This window comes from Kaistella sp. SH40-3 (genome assembly GCF_030686865.1).
GTDB lineage: Bacteria > Bacteroidota > Bacteroidia > Flavobacteriales > Weeksellaceae > Kaistella.
On sequence record NZ_JAQYUS010000003.1, the window covers coordinates 178,850 to 195,702 of the forward strand.

16 protein-coding genes are annotated in these 16,853 nt (G+C 35.2%); 12 read left to right on the forward strand and 4 right to left on the reverse strand.

The window, feature by feature from the left end; translation table 11 throughout:
• Nucleotides 1-9 precede the first annotated feature (9 nt).
• From PUH65_RS06720 to PUH65_RS06770, 11 genes are all read left to right on the forward strand, one after another.
• Nucleotides 10-447, forward strand: a complete 438-nt coding sequence (locus tag PUH65_RS06720) for a hypothetical protein (protein ID WP_305519092.1) — start codon at nucleotides 10-12, stop codon at nucleotides 445-447.
• A 19-nt stretch (nucleotides 448-466) separates the two neighbouring features.
• On the forward strand, nucleotides 467-1,003 hold the full coding sequence (locus PUH65_RS06725) for a hypothetical protein (RefSeq protein WP_305519093.1): 537 nt from the start codon (nucleotides 467-469) through the stop codon (nucleotides 1,001-1,003).
• Nucleotides 1,004-1,078: 75 nt separating this feature from the next.
• Entirely contained in the window at nucleotides 1,079-2,266 is a 1,188-nt protein-coding gene (locus PUH65_RS06730; RefSeq protein ID WP_305519095.1) for a homogentisate 1,2-dioxygenase, read from the forward strand.
• Between the two features lie 195 nt (nucleotides 2,267-2,461).
• Nucleotides 2,462-3,742, forward strand: a complete 1,281-nt coding sequence (locus PUH65_RS06735; RefSeq protein WP_305519096.1) for an acetyl-CoA hydrolase/transferase family protein — start codon at nucleotides 2,462-2,464, stop codon at nucleotides 3,740-3,742.
• Between the two features lie 157 nt (nucleotides 3,743-3,899).
• On the forward strand, nucleotides 3,900-4,685 hold the full coding sequence (locus tag PUH65_RS06740) for a hypothetical protein (protein ID WP_305519097.1): 786 nt from the start codon (nucleotides 3,900-3,902) through the stop codon (nucleotides 4,683-4,685).
• A 203-nt stretch (nucleotides 4,686-4,888) separates the two neighbouring features.
• Entirely contained in the window at nucleotides 4,889-6,019 is a 1,131-nt protein-coding gene (hppD, locus tag PUH65_RS06745; protein ID WP_305519099.1) for a 4-hydroxyphenylpyruvate dioxygenase, read from the forward strand.
• Nucleotides 6,020-6,061: 42 nt separating this feature from the next.
• Nucleotides 6,062-6,520 carry a hypothetical protein gene (locus tag PUH65_RS06750; RefSeq protein WP_305519100.1) on the forward strand — a complete coding sequence of 153 codons (459 nt, stop codon included), beginning with the start codon at nucleotides 6,062-6,064 and terminating at the stop codon, nucleotides 6,518-6,520.
• A 77-nt stretch (nucleotides 6,521-6,597) separates the two neighbouring features.
• Complete coding sequence (fahA, locus tag PUH65_RS06755; protein WP_305519101.1) at nucleotides 6,598-7,845, forward strand: fumarylacetoacetase; 1,248 nt, start codon at nucleotides 6,598-6,600, stop codon at nucleotides 7,843-7,845.
• A 198-nt stretch (nucleotides 7,846-8,043) separates the two neighbouring features.
• Nucleotides 8,044-8,355 carry a GxxExxY protein gene (locus tag PUH65_RS06760; protein WP_305519316.1) on the forward strand — a complete coding sequence of 104 codons (312 nt, stop codon included), beginning with the start codon at nucleotides 8,044-8,046 and terminating at the stop codon, nucleotides 8,353-8,355.
• Nucleotides 8,356-8,483: 128 nt separating this feature from the next.
• The gene (locus PUH65_RS06765) at nucleotides 8,484-9,305 is read left to right on the forward strand and encodes a flavin reductase family protein (protein WP_305519102.1); all 822 of its coding nucleotides are present in this window, start codon (nucleotides 8,484-8,486) and stop codon (nucleotides 9,303-9,305) included.
• Between the two features lie 268 nt (nucleotides 9,306-9,573).
• Complete coding sequence (locus PUH65_RS06770; RefSeq protein ID WP_305519103.1) at nucleotides 9,574-10,653, forward strand: hypothetical protein; 1,080 nt, start codon at nucleotides 9,574-9,576, stop codon at nucleotides 10,651-10,653.
• A gap of 70 nt (nucleotides 10,654-10,723) precedes the next feature.
• On the opposite strand, the gene PUH65_RS06775 is transcribed toward PUH65_RS06770, so the two are convergent.
• Entirely contained in the window at nucleotides 10,724-11,557 is an 834-nt protein-coding gene (locus PUH65_RS06775; protein ID WP_305519104.1) for a T9SS type A sorting domain-containing protein, read from the reverse strand.
• 189 nt (nucleotides 11,558-11,746) lie between these two features.
• On the opposite strand from PUH65_RS06775, the gene PUH65_RS06780 reads away from it, so the two are divergent.
• Nucleotides 11,747-12,661 carry a T9SS type A sorting domain-containing protein gene (locus PUH65_RS06780; RefSeq protein WP_305519105.1) on the forward strand — a complete coding sequence of 305 codons (915 nt, stop codon included), beginning with the start codon at nucleotides 11,747-11,749 and terminating at the stop codon, nucleotides 12,659-12,661.
• Nucleotides 12,662-12,732: 71 nt separating this feature from the next.
• On the opposite strand, the gene PUH65_RS06785 is transcribed toward PUH65_RS06780, so the two are convergent.
• The 3 genes from PUH65_RS06785 to PUH65_RS06795 form a co-directional block, all read right to left on the reverse strand.
• Nucleotides 12,733-13,560 carry a TerC family protein gene (locus PUH65_RS06785; RefSeq protein ID WP_305519106.1) on the reverse strand — a complete coding sequence of 276 codons (828 nt, stop codon included), beginning with the start codon at nucleotides 13,558-13,560 and terminating at the stop codon, nucleotides 12,733-12,735.
• A gap of 61 nt (nucleotides 13,561-13,621) precedes the next feature.
• Entirely contained in the window at nucleotides 13,622-14,476 is an 855-nt protein-coding gene (locus PUH65_RS06790; protein ID WP_305519107.1) for a S9 family peptidase, read from the reverse strand.
• Nucleotides 14,477-14,720: 244 nt separating this feature from the next.
• The gene (locus PUH65_RS06795; protein ID WP_305519108.1) at nucleotides 14,721-16,808 is read right to left on the reverse strand and encodes a M13 family metallopeptidase; all 2,088 of its coding nucleotides are present in this window, start codon (nucleotides 16,806-16,808) and stop codon (nucleotides 14,721-14,723) included.
• Between the last annotated feature and the right edge of the window lie 45 nt (nucleotides 16,809-16,853).

Below are 16,853 nucleotides of genomic sequence, written 5' to 3' on the forward strand. Positions count from 1 at the left end.
AGAATTGTTATGAAGAAACTGATTTTTACCTTTCTAATGATCATTTTAGCAGGATGCAACAGTCAAAAAAAATATTCTGATTTCGATTATAGTTTTGCCAGAAGCGGTGGTATTTCTCCGATTTATGAAAACCTGCTCATCAAAGGAAATAAAGCCCATTATTCTTTTGAAGGACTTGGAAAAAACATTAAAAAAGATTTTACGCTTTCTAATGATGATCTGAAAAATATCGAAAATACACTGACTGAAAATAAGTTTAGAAAAATTCAGGAAGATTACAAGAAACTGTATGATAATATTTCGGTCGAAATCAATGTTAAAAAAGGCGATAATACCGGAAGTAAAAGTGACGCTTCTTTGATTATGCCAAAAAACAAAGAGCATTGGGATAAGATTGTTTCTGCCTTTCAGCAAGTGATTGACAGCAATATAAAAACTGAATCTTAAAAATAATCTGACCGGACCGATGGAAAATATCTTCGAGGAATTTAAAAACAAAACCCGAGTTCTTGTTCTAAGTACGCAACCTTCTGTAATGAAATTATTGCTTGAAGTCCTCCATTTTCACGGAAAGGATTTCGATTATTACTTAGAAAATGGTCAATTCAATAATTCGAACAGCGATTTCATTATTCTGGAAACTGCTGATTTGGTGAAAGCAACTTTATTTGAACCTAATATTGCTCTAATAACATCAGAATTTTCTGACGATATTTTATTACCATTAATAAATAAAATTACTGCTGGTGGTATTTTAATTTATCACTCAAGTATTTCTGAAATGGTGGATCAATCAGAAAACTTCTTTCGAAAGTTAGAATTTACAGAAACTGATTTTCAAAAATCGAACAATTCATTTACGCTACAAACCAATATCGGGGAAATTCCTGTTTCATCTTCTGATGAAAATTTAATTAAAAACATCGATGGCGTAAAACTACTTTCTCAGCAGTTTGGCGTGATGGAAGAGGATTTCTACGAACCCGTTATGAGTTTTACATAAATAGAAAAGTCTTTAGTCATCCTTTTCTGCAAGTCTGAAAATTTCGTTAAATTTACCTATCTAAAAATGTAAAAAATGAGTTATCAGCAGGCCGGAAAAATTCCTCAAAAAAGACATACTGTTTTCAAATCACAGGATGACCAATTTTACTACGAACAACTTTTCGGTACCGAAGGATTTCACGGCATTTCTTCTTTATTATATCACATTCACCGACCAACGCAAATAAAATCAATCAGCGAACCGAAAGATGTTTCGCCGAAAATTGCGGTAAATAAAAACGTAACGCCACGAATGTTCAAAGGAATGAACGTTACGCAGGAAAACGATTTTATCGACAGTCGCAAAATTTTATTAGTGAATAACGACTTGAAATTAGGTCTTGCAAAACCTAAAAAATCCACCGATTATTTTTATAAAAATGCAGAATGCGACGAACTTCTTTTCATTCATGAAGGAAGTGGAACCCTGAAAACATTTTTAGGAAACCTTGAATTTTCCTACGGTGACTACCTCATCATCCCACGAGGAACGATTTATTCTATAGAATTTAAAGACGAAAAAAACACCCTTCTTTTTATAGAAAGTCATTCGCCAATTTACACTCCAAAAAGGTATAGAAATGAGTTTGGCCAAATGCTGGAACATTCGCCTTTTTGCGAACGGGATATGATTGCGCCAACTTTTGTGGAACCGATCGATGAAAAAGGAGAATTTTTAATTAAAGTAAAAAAAGAAGATCAAATCTGGGATTTCATTTACGCCACGCATCCATTTGATGTTGTTGGTTGGGATGGTTATTTTTATCCTTATAAATTCAATATTAAAAACTTTGAACCGATTACGGGTCGCGTTCATTTACCGCCGCCGATTCATCAGAATTTCGAAGCGCATAACTTCGTGGTTTGTTCGTTTGTGGCCAGAATGTACGATTATCATCCGCAAGCGATTCCGGCACCTTACAATCATTCCAACATCGATTCTGATGAAGTTCTGTTTTATACTGAAGGAGATTTCATGAGTCGCAATCATATCGATTTAATGGATTTCACGCTTCATCCAGGCGGAATTGTTCATGGACCGCATCCCGGAGCAATGGAACGCAGCATTGGCAAAAAATCTACGGAAGAATTTGCGGTGATGGTGGATCCTTTCAGACCTTTTAAAATTACGGAGGAAGCCATGAAAATTGAAGATCCTTCTTATGTAACTTCTTGGCTGGAATCTGATGAAAACCATTTGGAAGATCGCAGTCAGGAATAATTACTTTATGACTTTTATCAAAACTGATATTGCTCATTTCAATTCTGAAATGAAATAATTAATTTTGAGAAGTAAACAGTTTCAAATTATTAAATCTCTTTTAAAAATTCGAAGTTTGCAGCCCAACGCAACTTAATCGGGAGTGGAAGACGAAAATAACTTCCAGGAAAAATTATATATAAAAAAAATAAAAATATGATTCAGTATGTAAGCGCCGAAGAAGCGGTTTCATTAATACAAAGTGGTGACAGAATTTTTTCTCATGGTAGCGCCTGTACACCCAATCTTTTGATTAGTGAATTGGCAAGACAATCATCCAGATTGAGAGGTGTAGAGTTTGTTTCCATCACACAACAAGGAAATGTGGAAGTGGCGAAACCTCAATATAAAGATAGTTTTTACATCAATTCATTGTTCGTATCAACGCCTGTTCGTGAGGCAGTGAATTCGGATCGTGGTGATTTTGTTCCCGTATTCTTAAGTGAAATTCCTATTCTTTTTAAAAGAGGATTACTGCCAATTGATGTTGCGATGGTAACCGTTTCTCCACCAGATGCTCACGGATATTGTACTTTAGGAACATCTATTGACGTAGCGAGAAGTGCGGTAGATACTGCGAAAATCATCATTGCTCAGGTAAACCCGAGAATGCCAAGAACACATGGAGATGGAATGATTCATTATTCTAAAATCCACAAAATGGTGTGGCACGAAGAAGAATTGTTAACCATTGATTATGGTGCTAAAGTTGGTGACTGTGAAATGTTGATCGGTAAAAATGTGGCTGAATTAATTGATGACCGTTCAACTTTACAAATGGGAATCGGTACCATTCCTGATGCCGTTTTAAAATGCCTGCAAAATCACAAAGATCTGGGAATACACACAGAAATGATCAGCGACGGAATTGTAGATTTGGTTGCTAATGATGTGATTACGAATAAATATAAAGGAACGCATCTTAACAGAACAATTACCAGTTTCGCTTTCGGAACCCGCAAACTTTATGATTATATTGATGATAATCCATCCTTCGAATTTATGGATGTGGAGCATGTGAACTATCCTATCAATATCATGAAAAATAAAAAAATGGTCGCGATTAATTCCGCCATTGAAATAGATTTAACGGGACAGGTTTGTGCAGATTCTATTGGTACGCTTCAGTTCAGTGGAATTGGCGGTCAAATGGATTTCATGCGTGGTGCAGCACTTTCTGACGGCGGTAAACCGATTATCGCAATTTCTTCCAGAACCAAAAAAGGAATTCCGAGAATTGCACCTTTCCTAAAACAGGGCGCCGGAGTTGTAACAACAAGAGGACATATTCATTATGTAGTTACTGAATACGGTGTGGCTTATTTGTATGGTAAAAATTTACGTCAAAGAGCAAAAGCATTAATCGAGATTGCACATCCTGACGATAGAGAAATGCTTGATGCAGCCGCGTTTGATCGATTTAAAGTTCTGGTCTAAATAATATTGAACAGTACAAATTCCCAGTTTTCACTGGGAATTTTTTGTTTAAAATTTTTATTCCAAGAGACAATTGCAGAAAAAATTTGTTAAATAATCACCTATCTCTCCTTTTCTTTGATAAGAATATTATATTTGTCAGTTAAAGGAAACTAATTTGGAAAAAATCTACAATGCAATAAAAGCAGATATTAAAAATCACCCTGATTTGAAATCTTCTATTTTAGGAATGATGAAGGAATGGAAAAGAAGTCAGTTTGTAATTTTGGCAGATCTCATATCCGACAATTTAGCCCAATCAATAACTTCTACTGATGCGAGAAGATTAAGTTTGGGTATCACGATTTCCCCAATTACTTTACAGCGGTTTTTCGAAAACGACTATCAAATTAAGACGCATAATGATTTACGTTTCATTAAAACATTAGATAAACTTTGCATCTTCCTGGGCAAAAATGATTTGAATGATTATATCCATCACTTTAAACAGGGAACTAATTTGACACTGGAAGAAGATTCCAGTAATCATTTATCTGACAAAGAATTAATTACCAAATTTTGTGAATTTCAGTTTGAAGCGTTGAAATATTTGCCCACCATCAATCTGGAAAAGATCTCAACTACCGTTTGCAAAGATTCTCCAATATTAGAACGAACAAATTTATATCTGCAGGAAAAGAGAAAAAAAAATCTGGTTTTTGTTACAGAAAACAACCGGTCTAATTATGAAATTTTTAAAATCACTACGGTTTCTGAAGATTCTAAATTAAAAGTAATTAAAACAGAAGAATTCTGGAATTTGGTTTTTAAAGATGAGCAAGAAAACAATTACATTATAAATCATATCAATACGCAGTTTTACTTTATCAAAAACTTCGATAATCACTGGAAAATATGGGATAATTATAATCCAGATTCTGCGAATTTCGCAAAAATAAACTAAGCCACTCGACTGGCTTAGTTTAAAATCATTTGTGTTTTTAGAATCGCTCTGTGTTTTTTTTCTGATGCAAAAGTATCTTGATTTTTCTATACTATTTAGACATAAAAAAACTTAAAAATACCTATTATTATTGATATTTATTTTAGCAACTTTTTAGTACTCCTAAAATTTTTGTAATTTGCAATATCTAAAAAACTAAAAAAATGTCTACACTTACCTTTGCTGAAAAAATCGCAAAAGCCGAAAATTTCTTGCCTATCAACGGAACAGACTATATCGAATTTTATGTAGGAAATGCAAAACAAGCCGCGCATTTTTACAAAACTGCTTTCGGATTTCAATCCGTTGCCTACGCAGGGCCTGAAACGGGAATTCGCGACCGGGCATCTTATGTTTTGCAGCAGGGGAAAATTCGTCTTGTTCTTACTTCCGGTTTAAATTCAGATTCACCGATTTGTGAACATCAAAAAAAACATGGCGATGGAGTCAAAGTTCTTGCATTGTGGGTTGATGATGCGTATTCCGCGTTTGAAGAAACTACGAAAAGAGGCGCTAAACCTTATCTTGAACCTCAAACTTTAACCGATGAAAATGGTGAAGTAAGAATGTCCGGAGTTTATACTTATGGCGAAACGGTTCATATGTTTGTAGAACGAAAAAATTATACCGGTGAATTTATGCCGGGTTTCCAAAAATGGGAAAGTGATTATAATCCATATGATGTTGGACTTCTTTATGTAGATCATTGCGTAGGAAATGTGGGCTGGGACCGAATGATTCCGGTTGTGAAATGGTATGAAGATGTAATGGGATTTGTAAATATTCTTAGTTTTGATGATAAACAAATCAATACCGAATATTCTGCACTGATGTCTAAGGTAATGAGCAACGGAAACGGTTTCGCTAAATTTCCGATCAATGAACCTGCAGAAGGAAAGAAAAAATCACAGGTTGAAGAATATTTAGATTTCTATGAAGGAGAAGGCGTTCAGCATATCGCAGTTGCCACAAAAGATATCATCAAAACGGTCGTAGAATTAAAAGCCAGAGGAATTGAATTCCTTTCTGCTCCACCGGAAGCCTATTATGAAATGGTTCCTGAAAGAGTTGGTCACATCGATGAAGATTTAAAAAAATTGCAGGATCTTGGTATTTTAATTGACCATGATGAAGAAGGTTATTTGCTCCAAATTTTCACGAAACCAGTTGAAGACCGCCCTACTCTTTTCTTCGAAATTATCGAAAGACATGGTGCACAAAGTTTCGGTGCTGGGAATTTCAAAGCACTATTTGAAGCCCTAGAAAGAGAACAGGAAAAAAGAGGAAACTTATAAAACACCTTTCAGTTCGATTTAATTTGAACTAAAAAAACGCTGATGAAAAAAATATTTGCACTTCTTCTTTTTATTTCAACACTTGGGTTGAACGCACAATACGGCAGCGTTAATGCGATCCTCGATATTCTGGAAGCGAAAAAAGGATTGAATAAAAACTTAAGCAACGTCAATATCGATGATGTTAAATTTGTTTTAATTAAAGAATTCGCTGATCATACCGAAAGAGATTTTATCATTATTAAAGGAAACAAAGCAACTTATGTAGAAGTTTTTGATGATAAACAAACGGGAGAAACTTCATCGAATGTTTTTACAGGTGATGTTGTTCGTTCAAAAAATCAAATTGTTTCGCTTCGTGCAGATCAATTAGAAGGAAAGAAAATTCCGATTGCGATTACAAAAACGTTCCTGATGACCCAACAGAAAAAGATTCTTTATCTCATCGATATCAATACCAAAGAAAGATGGATTGAGGAAAGTTCAATTAACAAAAAATAATTATTAATCTATAAGATAAGGTTCAAAGCAGAATGCAAAAACAGTCGCTTTGAACCTTTATTTTAAATACAGTTACTATGAAATCATTTATAAAATATTCTGAAAAGTCAGATTTTTCAATTCACAATATTCCTTTTGGAGTGGGAGTTTTTAACAAAGAATATATCGCATGCTGTACGCGGATTGGCGACCAGGTTATCGACTTAGCCACTTTGTACGACTATGGATTTTTTGATGATATCGAAGGAATTGAGGAAAACATTTTCGAAGCCTTTACTTTAAATGAATTTATAGAATTAGGAAAACCGGTCACCAAAGCCGTACGGTTAAAACTGCAGGAACTATTGCACGAAGATTCGAAATTGGCCGGTGATAAAAAAACGATTGAAGAATGTTTCTACGACTTTACTCAGGTTCAAATGATGATGCCTGTTCACGTTCCGAACTATACTGATTTTTACAGCAGCATCGAACATGCTACCAATGTTGGAAAAATGTTCCGTGGAGAAGATAATGCACTTCTTCCAAACTGGAAACATCTTCCGGTTGGCTATCATGGTCGTGCTTCTTCTATTGTAATTTCCGGCACCGAATTTCACCGTCCGAAAGGTCAGATGAAACCTGTTGGCGAGGAAAATCCGATTTTCGGACCTTGTAAACAACTGGATTTCGAATTGGAAGTGGCCTTCATCGTGAATAAAAACACAGAAATGGGCGAAAGTATTTCAACTGCCGAAGCCGAAGATGCAATTTTTGGAATGGTTCTGTTTAATGACTGGTCGGCACGAGATATCCAAAGTTGGGAATATGTTCCGTTGGGACCATTTTTAGGGAAGAATTTCTGCTCTACGATTTCTCCTTGGGTAGTAACTTTAGAAGCATTGAAACCTTTTAAAACTGATTCTCCCAAACAGGAACCTGAGGTTTTAGACTATCTGAAATTTGAAGGTCAGCAGAATTTTGATATTCAACTCCAAGTTTATATTCAACCGGAAAACGGCAAAGAAAATTTAATTTCAGAAAGCAATTATAAATTCATGTATTGGAATATGTTACAGCAACTGGCGCATCACACGATAAATGGTTGTAATGTAGAAGTTGGGGACATGTATGCTTCGGGAACTATTTCAGGGACTGAGAAAAGTTCATTCGGCTCAATGCTCGAACTGACTTGGAGAGGAACTGAACCTTTGAAATTATCAGACGGAACAGAACGTAAATTTATTAATGATAATGATACGGTGATTATGAGAGGACATGCTGAGAAAGACGGAATGCGTGTTGGATTTGGTGAAGTTAGAGGGAAAGTTTTAGCTGCAAAGTAAAAAACACCTTTACACATTAGTTAGTTTATTTTGAATAACGCAGATTTTAGTAAACATTAGGACACATTAGGTGACCGTATTAATTTTAAATTTTAGAATTATGGAGATCACTCAAAAATATATTAATGAACTGACGTATAAATTACGGGTGCTTGCATTGAAGTTCATAAAATACTTGGTCCGGGACTTTACGAAAACATTTACCACCAATGCCTTAAAAAAGAATTGGATTTATTAAATCTAAAATATAAATCAGAGTTGACAATTCCTTTCGATTACAAAGGAGAAATTATTGACTGTATCGTTAAGTGCGATTTTTTAATCGAAGATCTTATTGTACTGGAGATAAAAGCAGTTAACGAACTCTACAATATCCATCGCGCTCAAGCCATGAATTATATGAATCTATTGAAAGTTCCAAAAGCAATTCTCGTAAATTTTAATGTCAAAAACTTATATCACGAAGGTCATGAAACATTTGTCAGCAGATATTTCAGTCAGTTAAAATAACAAATATCATTTCTTTCAACTAATGTGTTCTCTACTATTTTCAAAGCATTTCACTAAAAACTAATGTGACTAATGTGTAAAAAAAATTAATAAAAACTTTGTGACTCTGCGGTTAAACAACATAAACAATGAAAACAATATCTCCTTCAGAATTAAACAACTTTCAATTGCAGACGCTTTTGCAGACTGCCATTGCGCCACGGCCGATTGCTTTGGCCTCAACCGTTGATAAAGACGGGAACGTGAATTTAAGTCCGTTCAGTTTTTTTAATATGTTCAGCTCGAACCCGCCGATTGTGATTTTTTCGCCGGCAAGAAGAGTTCGTGATAATACCACGAAACATACTTTGGAAAATGTATTGGAAGTTCACGAAGTTGTCATCGGAATTGTAAACTATAAAATCGTACAGCAGATTTCGCTGGCTTCAACAGAATATGGAAAAGAGGTTAATGAGTTCGTAAAATCGGGCTTGACGATGAAAGATGCAGATTTGGTAAAACCAAAACTGATCGAGGAATGTCCGGTAAATTTAGAATGTAAAGTTTTAGAAATAAAACATTTAGGAACAGAAGGTGGCGCTGGAAATTTGGTTATTTGCGAAGTCATTAAAATTCATGTTCGGGAGGAATATCTGAATGAGCAAGGAACATTAGATCAAAAAAAATTAGATCTCGTCGCCAGATTAGGCGGAAACTGGTATTCCAGAAATAATGCCACTAGTTTATTTGAAGTTCCAAAACCTTTAGTAACAAAAGGAATTGGTTTTGACAGATTACCTGAGGAAATTAAATTCAGCGATATTTTTACGGGAAATGATTTGGGAATGCTCGCCAACGTAGAAGAACTGCCTACAGGAAATTTCAGTAGTGATGAATCAATTCACATCGAAGCACAAAAACTCCTCCATCAACATCAAATTTTGGAAGCCTGGGAAATTTTGAAACAATAAGTAAAAGAGTGATTAAGTCACTCTTTTTTTGGTTTAAAATCAAAATTAAATTCGTCGGAAAATTCTTTCAATGGATAGTTTACGTCGGCCAAATCTTCTGTATCGTCCTGAAATTAGGAAATGTCATTTATTTTTTGTATATTAAAAATAATCAGAAAACCTTTTGATTTAATAATTACGGAATTCCAAACTAAAAATCAAAAACTGATGAGTTAAAATAAAAAAGTCATTCTAAAGCAGAATTACAATAATTTTTAAAATAAACGATATGAACAAGAAATTAAATGAACTGAAGAAAGTTAATGCTGAAAATTGTGTAGCGCTAATTTTGAACACGCACCGAACTGCTCCCGACAATCAGAAAGATGCGATCATGCTGAAAAACCTCATTAAGGAAGCAGAGGAAAGACTGATGAAGTCCTTAGACAAAAAGAAGGCGCAAACCATCGTGGAAAATTTAACGAATTTGGAAGCAACCATTGACCATTCTCATAACTTAGAAAGTCTGGTGCTTTTTGTAAACACTGAAAAGGAAATTGCAGAATACCTGCGCCTGCCGATTCCGGTGGTAGACCGTGTAATCATTGGAGATACCTTTGCGACGCGGGATTTACTAAGGGCGATTCACCTGACTTCCAGTTATTATGTTTTGGTTTTAAGCCAGCAAAAAGTCCGTTTCATCCAGGCGATGAATGATCAGGTCATCAAAGAAATCATCAGTCCTTTCCCTATTGAAAACACGGAATTCCATACGTCGTCCAGCATTGAAGCATCAGATGCCGGTCGACAAACTAATTTGATTGCAGAGTTTTTTAACCGCGTTGATAAAGAAGTGAATATCATCCGAAAAGAAAATCCACTTCCGGTTTTGATTTGTACGGAAGAAGCAAACTTCTATGAATATTTAAAAATTGCCGATGAAAAAGAAAGTATTTTTGAAACGTATCTTAACGGTAACAGATTAGAAGAAAAAGCAGGAGGAATCGTAAAAGAGGCTTGGCCAATCATTAAAGAACATGTTGAAAAAAGAAATATCGAGCGAAAAGAAGATCTTGATAAAGCCGTGGGAACCGGACGTTTCCTAAGCGATGTAAATGAAATTATGTCGGCGATTAAAGAAGGAAAAGTTCAAACGCTTTTTGTGCAGCAAGGATTATTTCAACCTGCAGTATTAGAAAACGGTTCGGTTACTCTTTTAACGGGAACCGACGAAAAACCAAAAGAAATGATCGACGATATTTACGATGAAATGATTGAAATGAACATGAACTACGGCGGAGACGCAGTATTTTTACCAAAAGGTTCATTGGATAAATTCAATGGTTTTGGAGCAATTACAAGATATTAACCACACGCCTTTCAAACGCAAAGCCACAGATTACTGTGGCTTTTTTTATTGAGTCATTTTCGAAATAATATTATTTCTTAATAAATTTAAATGTCTTCATAATTCCATCTGAATTGGCTTTTACAACGTACATCCCAGGTTTTAACTGAGAAACATTCAATTCCAGTTTCGATGTTTTGGCAGAATTGGAAAGAACCTGTTTTCCAGAAATATCAAAGATGGTATAACTCGAGATTTCTTTAACATCGGAAATGGTAAGAATATCTTTCACCGGATTTGGATAAAATTTCAGCGTTGATTTAGTTACATTTTGAGTTGCCAAATCATTTTCGAAAACCCTAATATTATCTAAGGCTAAATAAAATTCATCGGGATCAGAAAATGCTCTAAAGGATAAATAATACACGCCATCTACAGGAACGGTGAAATTCACAGTCGCAGTTTCGTAAGGATAATTTCCGATCTCCTCATCAATCCATAGTTGAGCAGTTTGCCCTGCTACGGTAGTTTCAGTTCCAATCTTTACTTCCATTTTCTCAGGAAAATAAGGACTAGTTCCCTGATAATCGAACTGCAAAGTGATATTTTTACCCGCTTGTAAATTAAGACCTCTAGAATAAAGATAGGTATTGGCTTGTTCAGTATCATCCCATTGATAAAGCATGTAATAAGTTCCCTCTGAAGCATCAGGTGTAGAAGACGACGCTGTCATTCGCTCCCATATATTTCCGGTACCTTCATTGGTGATGAACCATTCGTCTAAATCAGCAGTCTCAAACCCATAGGAGTACGGCAAATTAACGGTTGATGCAGGTTTTAAAGGGGTTTCATTTCCACTGTTATTTTGAGCCATCAAATAGGAACCTAAAAACAGAGAAATTCCAAAAAATAAAGAATTCTTCATAGTATTCAATTTAAAGTTAACTCAAACCTAGCAAAACCAAGTTAGATAAACGAATTCCTCAAACTATTATTGATTTTATATTGGAGTTGTAAATAATTAAATATTTTGAACGCTTTATTAAATAAATAAAAATAAACAAAAAAAAGAAATTAAATTTTTATTCTTATCATTGATGAAAATTTATATTACATGAAGAAAATCTATCTTATCGCGATGGGAGTTGCCTCTCTTTTTTGCGCAGCACAACAAACCATTTCTTTCGAAAATTCAGAGAATTTCACTTTAGGAAATATCCACAATCAGAATGGTTGGGAAGTAACTTTAAATTCAGATAATCAACCGATTCTAAACCAAGATGTTTCCAATGAATTCGCGTCAATGGGAACGCAATCCCTAAAAATCGCAGTAGATGAAAACGAAAATTTTGGGTGGTTTCCAATTTTTGGGGCTGCAAAAGATTTAAGCCCTGCCCTTAATTATAACAATTTAAATGTAGAGTTCGATGTTTATATTTCCGAATTAGGAGGCTCTACGTTCGAGTTTGGAACGTACGGAATTGTGGCTGATGAATATGTTCCGGTTTTTGTGTATTCTTTTAATTACACGGGAAATCTGGAATTAATAAGCAGTACAGATTATGACTACGAAAATGCCAATTTCAACTGGGAAGCGAATAAATGGTACAAACTGAAAGTTGAAATCAGAGAAAGTTCAATCAAATATTATATTGACGGAAATTTAATTGCCACCGGCGAGAATTTCTCAAAAACGAATATTGAAGGAATTAATTTCGTGCATGATAACTTTGGCGGAGCTGCGTACATTGACAATATTAAATTTAACAATGTAGAATTATCTGTTCAGTCCATCAAAAACAAAAAACTTTTAATTTATCCAAATCCGGTAAAAGATGTTCTAAAATTACAAATTCCGCAAGGAGAAAAAATCCTTTCTTTTGAAGTTTATAATGCAGTCGGACAAAAAGTTGCTCAGTTTGCAGACCAAAAAGAAGTTTCAATGGACTCCTTAAAACCTGGTCTTTATATAGTAAAAGTTCTTACTGACAAAGAATCAGTTTACAGAACTAAAATAATTAAAGAATAATTATTCAAAACACAAATCCCGCTTCAGCAATTGAAGCGGGATTTTTTTATGCATTTTTTTTGGAGAATCTTTTATTCATTGTCGTCTTTAATACTCAAATCTGCATTGAGATCAGGATTCAATTTCAAAGCTTTTTTATTTTGATTATTTCTTAATTTAATGTTTAAAACTTCAACCAATAAACTGAAAGCAAGACAGGAATAAATAATGTTTTTACTCACATGCTGGTGAATTCCTTCTGCAACTAACATTACTCCAATCACCACTAAAAAGGCAAGTGCCAACATTTGTAAACTTGGATATTTATTGATAATCGCAGAAATAGGACCGGCAAACGCCATCATGATTCCTATTGAAATTACAACTGCGATAATCATTAACATCACGTTATCTACCAAACCAATCGCCGTAAGAATTGAATCCAGCGAGAAAACCATATCGATCAAAATGATTTGAATAATCACCATTGTCATTAATGATGAACCTGCAGATTTTGGTTTATGATTCTCATCATGCAACTGCATTTTGCCGTGAATTTCAAAGGTACTTTTACCGATCAAGAAAATCCCTCCAAGCAATAGGATTAGATCTTTCCAACTTAGCGCTAATGCTAAATCAGTTCCTGGTTCTTCTAAAAATGGTAAGGTTAAAATGGGTTCTTTCAAACCGATAATCCAGTTGATCATTAATAATAATCCAACACGGAAAACCATCGCGAAAGTCAATCCGATATTACGGGCAAACTTTTGTCTGGCTTTTGGTAATTTATCGGAAATGATGGAAATAAAGATGATGTTATCAACGCCGAGAATAATTTCTAAAAAAGTTAACGTTAACAAACTGATCCAGATTTGCGGTTGTGCAAAATCAGGAAATTCGAGGACCGACAATAACATCATAAATTAAATTTTGGTCGGTAAAACTAAAGAAATTTTCGGTTGCTTTAATATTAAGTTTTATTTACATTGAAATTTGAAAGTGAGCATTAATAAATCTGATCATCGATGATGTCGCTTTTTTTAAATCCTGCGGAAGTTCATTTTCAGTCCAGGGTTCTTTGGCTCCAAAAGTATGATTCGCGCTTTCTAAAAGAACCAACTCAGAAGTTTTACACCATTCATTCAACAGCGCTGCTTCTTTGTCTCTTACCGCTTCATCATTCGTTCCCTGAACAATCAAAAAAGGTTTTTCTAAATGTTGTGCCGCGTATTGAATATCGAATCGGTTTTCATTTTTTTCAAAATCTTCATAGAACTGAAAGTAATGCGGCATTTGTTGATGCGTTCTTTTGTTTTCAGAATACATGACGCCCGAATTTTTCCAGTCTTCAAAACGATCTTGTGTCGGAAATCTATATTTAAAATTACTGACGCCCGCTAAAGCAATAACCAATTTCACCCGTTCATCTTCGAAGGCTTTGATGACTGTAATTCCGCCACCACGACTGTGACCAATGATCGCAATCTTGTCTTGATCGATTTTCGGATGATTATAAAAGTGATTTAAAACCTCATCGTAATCTGACATTTCTTTAGAAAAATTGTTATTTCCAAAGGCTTCCAAATCGGCGAAATCTTTGGCTTGATCTATCGTGGTTCCGTTATGAGAGAAATTAAATTTAACAAAGAAAAATCCGGCTTCTGCAAATTTCTTCGCCATCAAATCCCAGGCGCCCCAATCTTTATAACCTTTGTAACCGTGGGCAAAAATAACGAGTGCCAATTTTTCTAACCTTTCAGGATAAAAAGCATCGGCTAAAAAATCGCGCGTTTCTCTATTTTTAATGATGATATTTCGGTCGGTATTGAGTTTCATAAGAGTAATATTTTAATGGATAATTTCAGATCATCTCAAATTTAAGAATTTCTAATTTGGAAAATTAAATTAAAACTTAAATAATAATATTTCAAGATGAAGGTTTGATTAAGTAGTTACCGAAATTGAAGTGTACTGAAAAGTAACGTGACTTTTCATATTTAAAATTTGTGGAACAAAAAATAAAAAAAACCCTTTCAGCCATTAAAGACTGAAAGGGTTTGGAATTATTTACAATTCGGTTTTACCAAATTTTGATTCTTTCTTCCGGTGCTTTGTATAATTTATCACCAGGTTTAATGTCGAATGCTTTATAGAATGAATCCTGGTTTACCAATGGTCCAAACGCACGGAAATAGCCTGGCGAGTGTGGATCGGTTTTCACTTGATTCACCATATATTGCTCTGTAGATTTGGTTCTCCAAACTGTAGCCCAACTCATAAAGAATCTTTGATCCTGAGTGAAACCGCTAATTAGTCCCGGATCACCATGATCTTTCAGATACATTTGAAGAGCAGTGTAAGCAACTGCTACTCCACCTAAGTCACCAATGTTTTCACCGCTCGTAAATTTACCGTTTACGAAACTTCCTTTTACCGGTTCATATTTATCGTATTGAGCAGCAAGTTGTCCCACTTTCGCGTCGAAGTTTTTACGGTCAGCATCTGTCCACCAGTTGTTAAGGTTTCCATCACCATCAAATCTTGAACCTGAATCATCAAATCCGTGACCGATTTCGTGACCGATTACGGCTCCAATTCCACCGAAATTAACTGCAGGATCTGCTTTGAAGTTAAAGAAAGGTGGCTGAAGAATTGCCGCTGGGAAAACGATTTCGTTGTTAGAACCACTGTAGTAAGCATTTACCGTTTGTGGTGCCATTCCCCATTCGGTTTTATCAACTGGTTTACCTACTTTTTCTAAATTCTTAGCATACGACCATTCGGTGATATTCTGTAAGTTTTTATAATACGATCCACCATCAGCCACACCGGTTAACTGCAGTTTAGAATAATCTTTCCAGGTATCCGGATAAGCGATTTTCACTGAGAATTTCGATAATTTTTCCTGTGCTTTAACTTTGGTTTCTGGCGACATCCAATCATTATCTGCGATATGCTGCTGGAATGATTTTTTCAAATAACCGATGTAGGTTTCCATTTGCTGTTTTGCTTCTGCCGGGAAATATTGCTCGACATACAATTTACCAAATGCTTCTCCTAACACGCCATTAATAATTCCTAAACCTCTTTTGTTCATTGGTCTTTGCTCTTGCTGACCCTGAAGATATTTAGAATAGAAATTAAAATTCAGATCATCTAATTTTTTGTCAAGATTACCAGCGTTTCCAGCCACCATTCTCGCTTTCATATAATCTTTGATGAGTGGAAGGTTTTTCGCCGTCATCCACGAATCCATATTTTGGTAATATTTTAATTCGCTTACAATTACTTTGTCGGTTTTAACGCCAGCATCGTCAAAGTATTTTGGCAGATTAACGTTCTTAACCAATTTCGAAAGTTCAGGCATTGTTTTCGGATTATATCGCAGATTCGCATCACGGTTTTGCTCGTTGGTCAAAAGATCCTGTGCTAATTTCTTTTCAAAATTCACAACGCTCTGTGCAGTTTGATCTGCATTTTTATCGCCGATCACTTCAAATAACTGAGCCAGATAATTTTTATATTCCGCCAAAGTTTTGGTGTTGGCAGCATTTTCTTTTTGGTAATAATCACGGCCTAAACCAAGTGAGGCTCCACCCAAATAAACAGCATTCATCACAGAATTTTTCATGTCTGGAGTTACACGCCAAGCGTAGAAAGGATTATCATTGGTTTTGGTTGCTTCGGTTAAATAAGACTGTAGTTGCGCCACCGTTTTGATTTGATCGATCTTTTGCAAATCACCTTTGATAGGACTGATTCCATCAGCATTTCTCTTGTCCCAATCCATGAATGTCCCGTAGAGGTTTTGGATTTTCTGACCTTCAGAACCTGGGGCAAATTTATCTGCTAAGATTTTATCTAAAATTCCTAAAGAAGCATTATCAACATCTTCTCTCAAAGCGTTGAAACTTCCCCAACTTGTTTTGTCAGATGGAATCTCGGCAGTTTTCATCCAGTTTCCGTTGACATAATTAAAGAAGTCATCTTGTGGACGAACCGTGGTGTCCATATAAGAAAGGTTAAGACCTTCATCTTTAGTTGATGTCGGTTTCACCTCTGTAGTCACTGTAGTTTCTGTTTCCGTAGTTGCAACTTTAGTAGTTGAACACGAATTTAGTAAAACAACTCCCGTAAAAGCGAGGGCTGCGATGGTAATTCTCTTCATAAGACTTTTATTGATTATTGTTAAGATTATTTCAAAGATAATGAT

What these genes read in the sequence shown, in the direction of transcription:
- PUH65_RS06720 (WP_305519092.1), top strand. Translation starts at nt 10, where the DNA reads ATGAAGAAACTGATTTTTACCTTTCTAATGATCATTTTAGCAGGATGC.
- PUH65_RS06725 (WP_305519093.1), top strand. Translation starts at nt 467, where the DNA reads ATGGAAAATATCTTCGAGGAATTTAAAAACAAAACCCGAGTTCTTGTT.
- PUH65_RS06730 (WP_305519095.1), top strand. Translation starts at nt 1,079, where the DNA reads ATGAGTTATCAGCAGGCCGGAAAAATTCCTCAAAAAAGACATACTGTT.
- PUH65_RS06735 (WP_305519096.1), top strand. Translation starts at nt 2,462, where the DNA reads ATGATTCAGTATGTAAGCGCCGAAGAAGCGGTTTCATTAATACAAAGT.
- hppD (WP_305519099.1), top strand. Translation starts at nt 4,889, where the DNA reads ATGTCTACACTTACCTTTGCTGAAAAAATCGCAAAAGCCGAAAATTTC.
- PUH65_RS06750 (WP_305519100.1), top strand. Translation starts at nt 6,062, where the DNA reads ATGAAAAAAATATTTGCACTTCTTCTTTTTATTTCAACACTTGGGTTG.
- fahA (WP_305519101.1), top strand. Translation starts at nt 6,598, where the DNA reads ATGAAATCATTTATAAAATATTCTGAAAAGTCAGATTTTTCAATTCAC.
- PUH65_RS06765 (WP_305519102.1), top strand. Translation starts at nt 8,484, where the DNA reads ATGAAAACAATATCTCCTTCAGAATTAAACAACTTTCAATTGCAGACG.
- PUH65_RS06770 (WP_305519103.1), top strand. Translation starts at nt 9,574, where the DNA reads ATGAACAAGAAATTAAATGAACTGAAGAAAGTTAATGCTGAAAATTGT.
- PUH65_RS06775 (WP_305519104.1), bottom strand. Translation starts at nt 11,557, where the DNA reads ATGAAGAATTCTTTATTTTTTGGAATTTCTCTGTTTTTAGGTTCCTAT.
- PUH65_RS06780 (WP_305519105.1), top strand. Translation starts at nt 11,747, where the DNA reads ATGAAGAAAATCTATCTTATCGCGATGGGAGTTGCCTCTCTTTTTTGC.
- PUH65_RS06785 (WP_305519106.1), bottom strand. Translation starts at nt 13,560, where the DNA reads ATGATGTTATTGTCGGTCCTCGAATTTCCTGATTTTGCACAACCGCAA.
- PUH65_RS06790 (WP_305519107.1), bottom strand. Translation starts at nt 14,476, where the DNA reads ATGAAACTCAATACCGACCGAAATATCATCATTAAAAATAGAGAAACG.
- PUH65_RS06795 (WP_305519108.1), bottom strand. Translation starts at nt 16,808, where the DNA reads ATGAAGAGAATTACCATCGCAGCCCTCGCTTTTACGGGAGTTGTTTTA.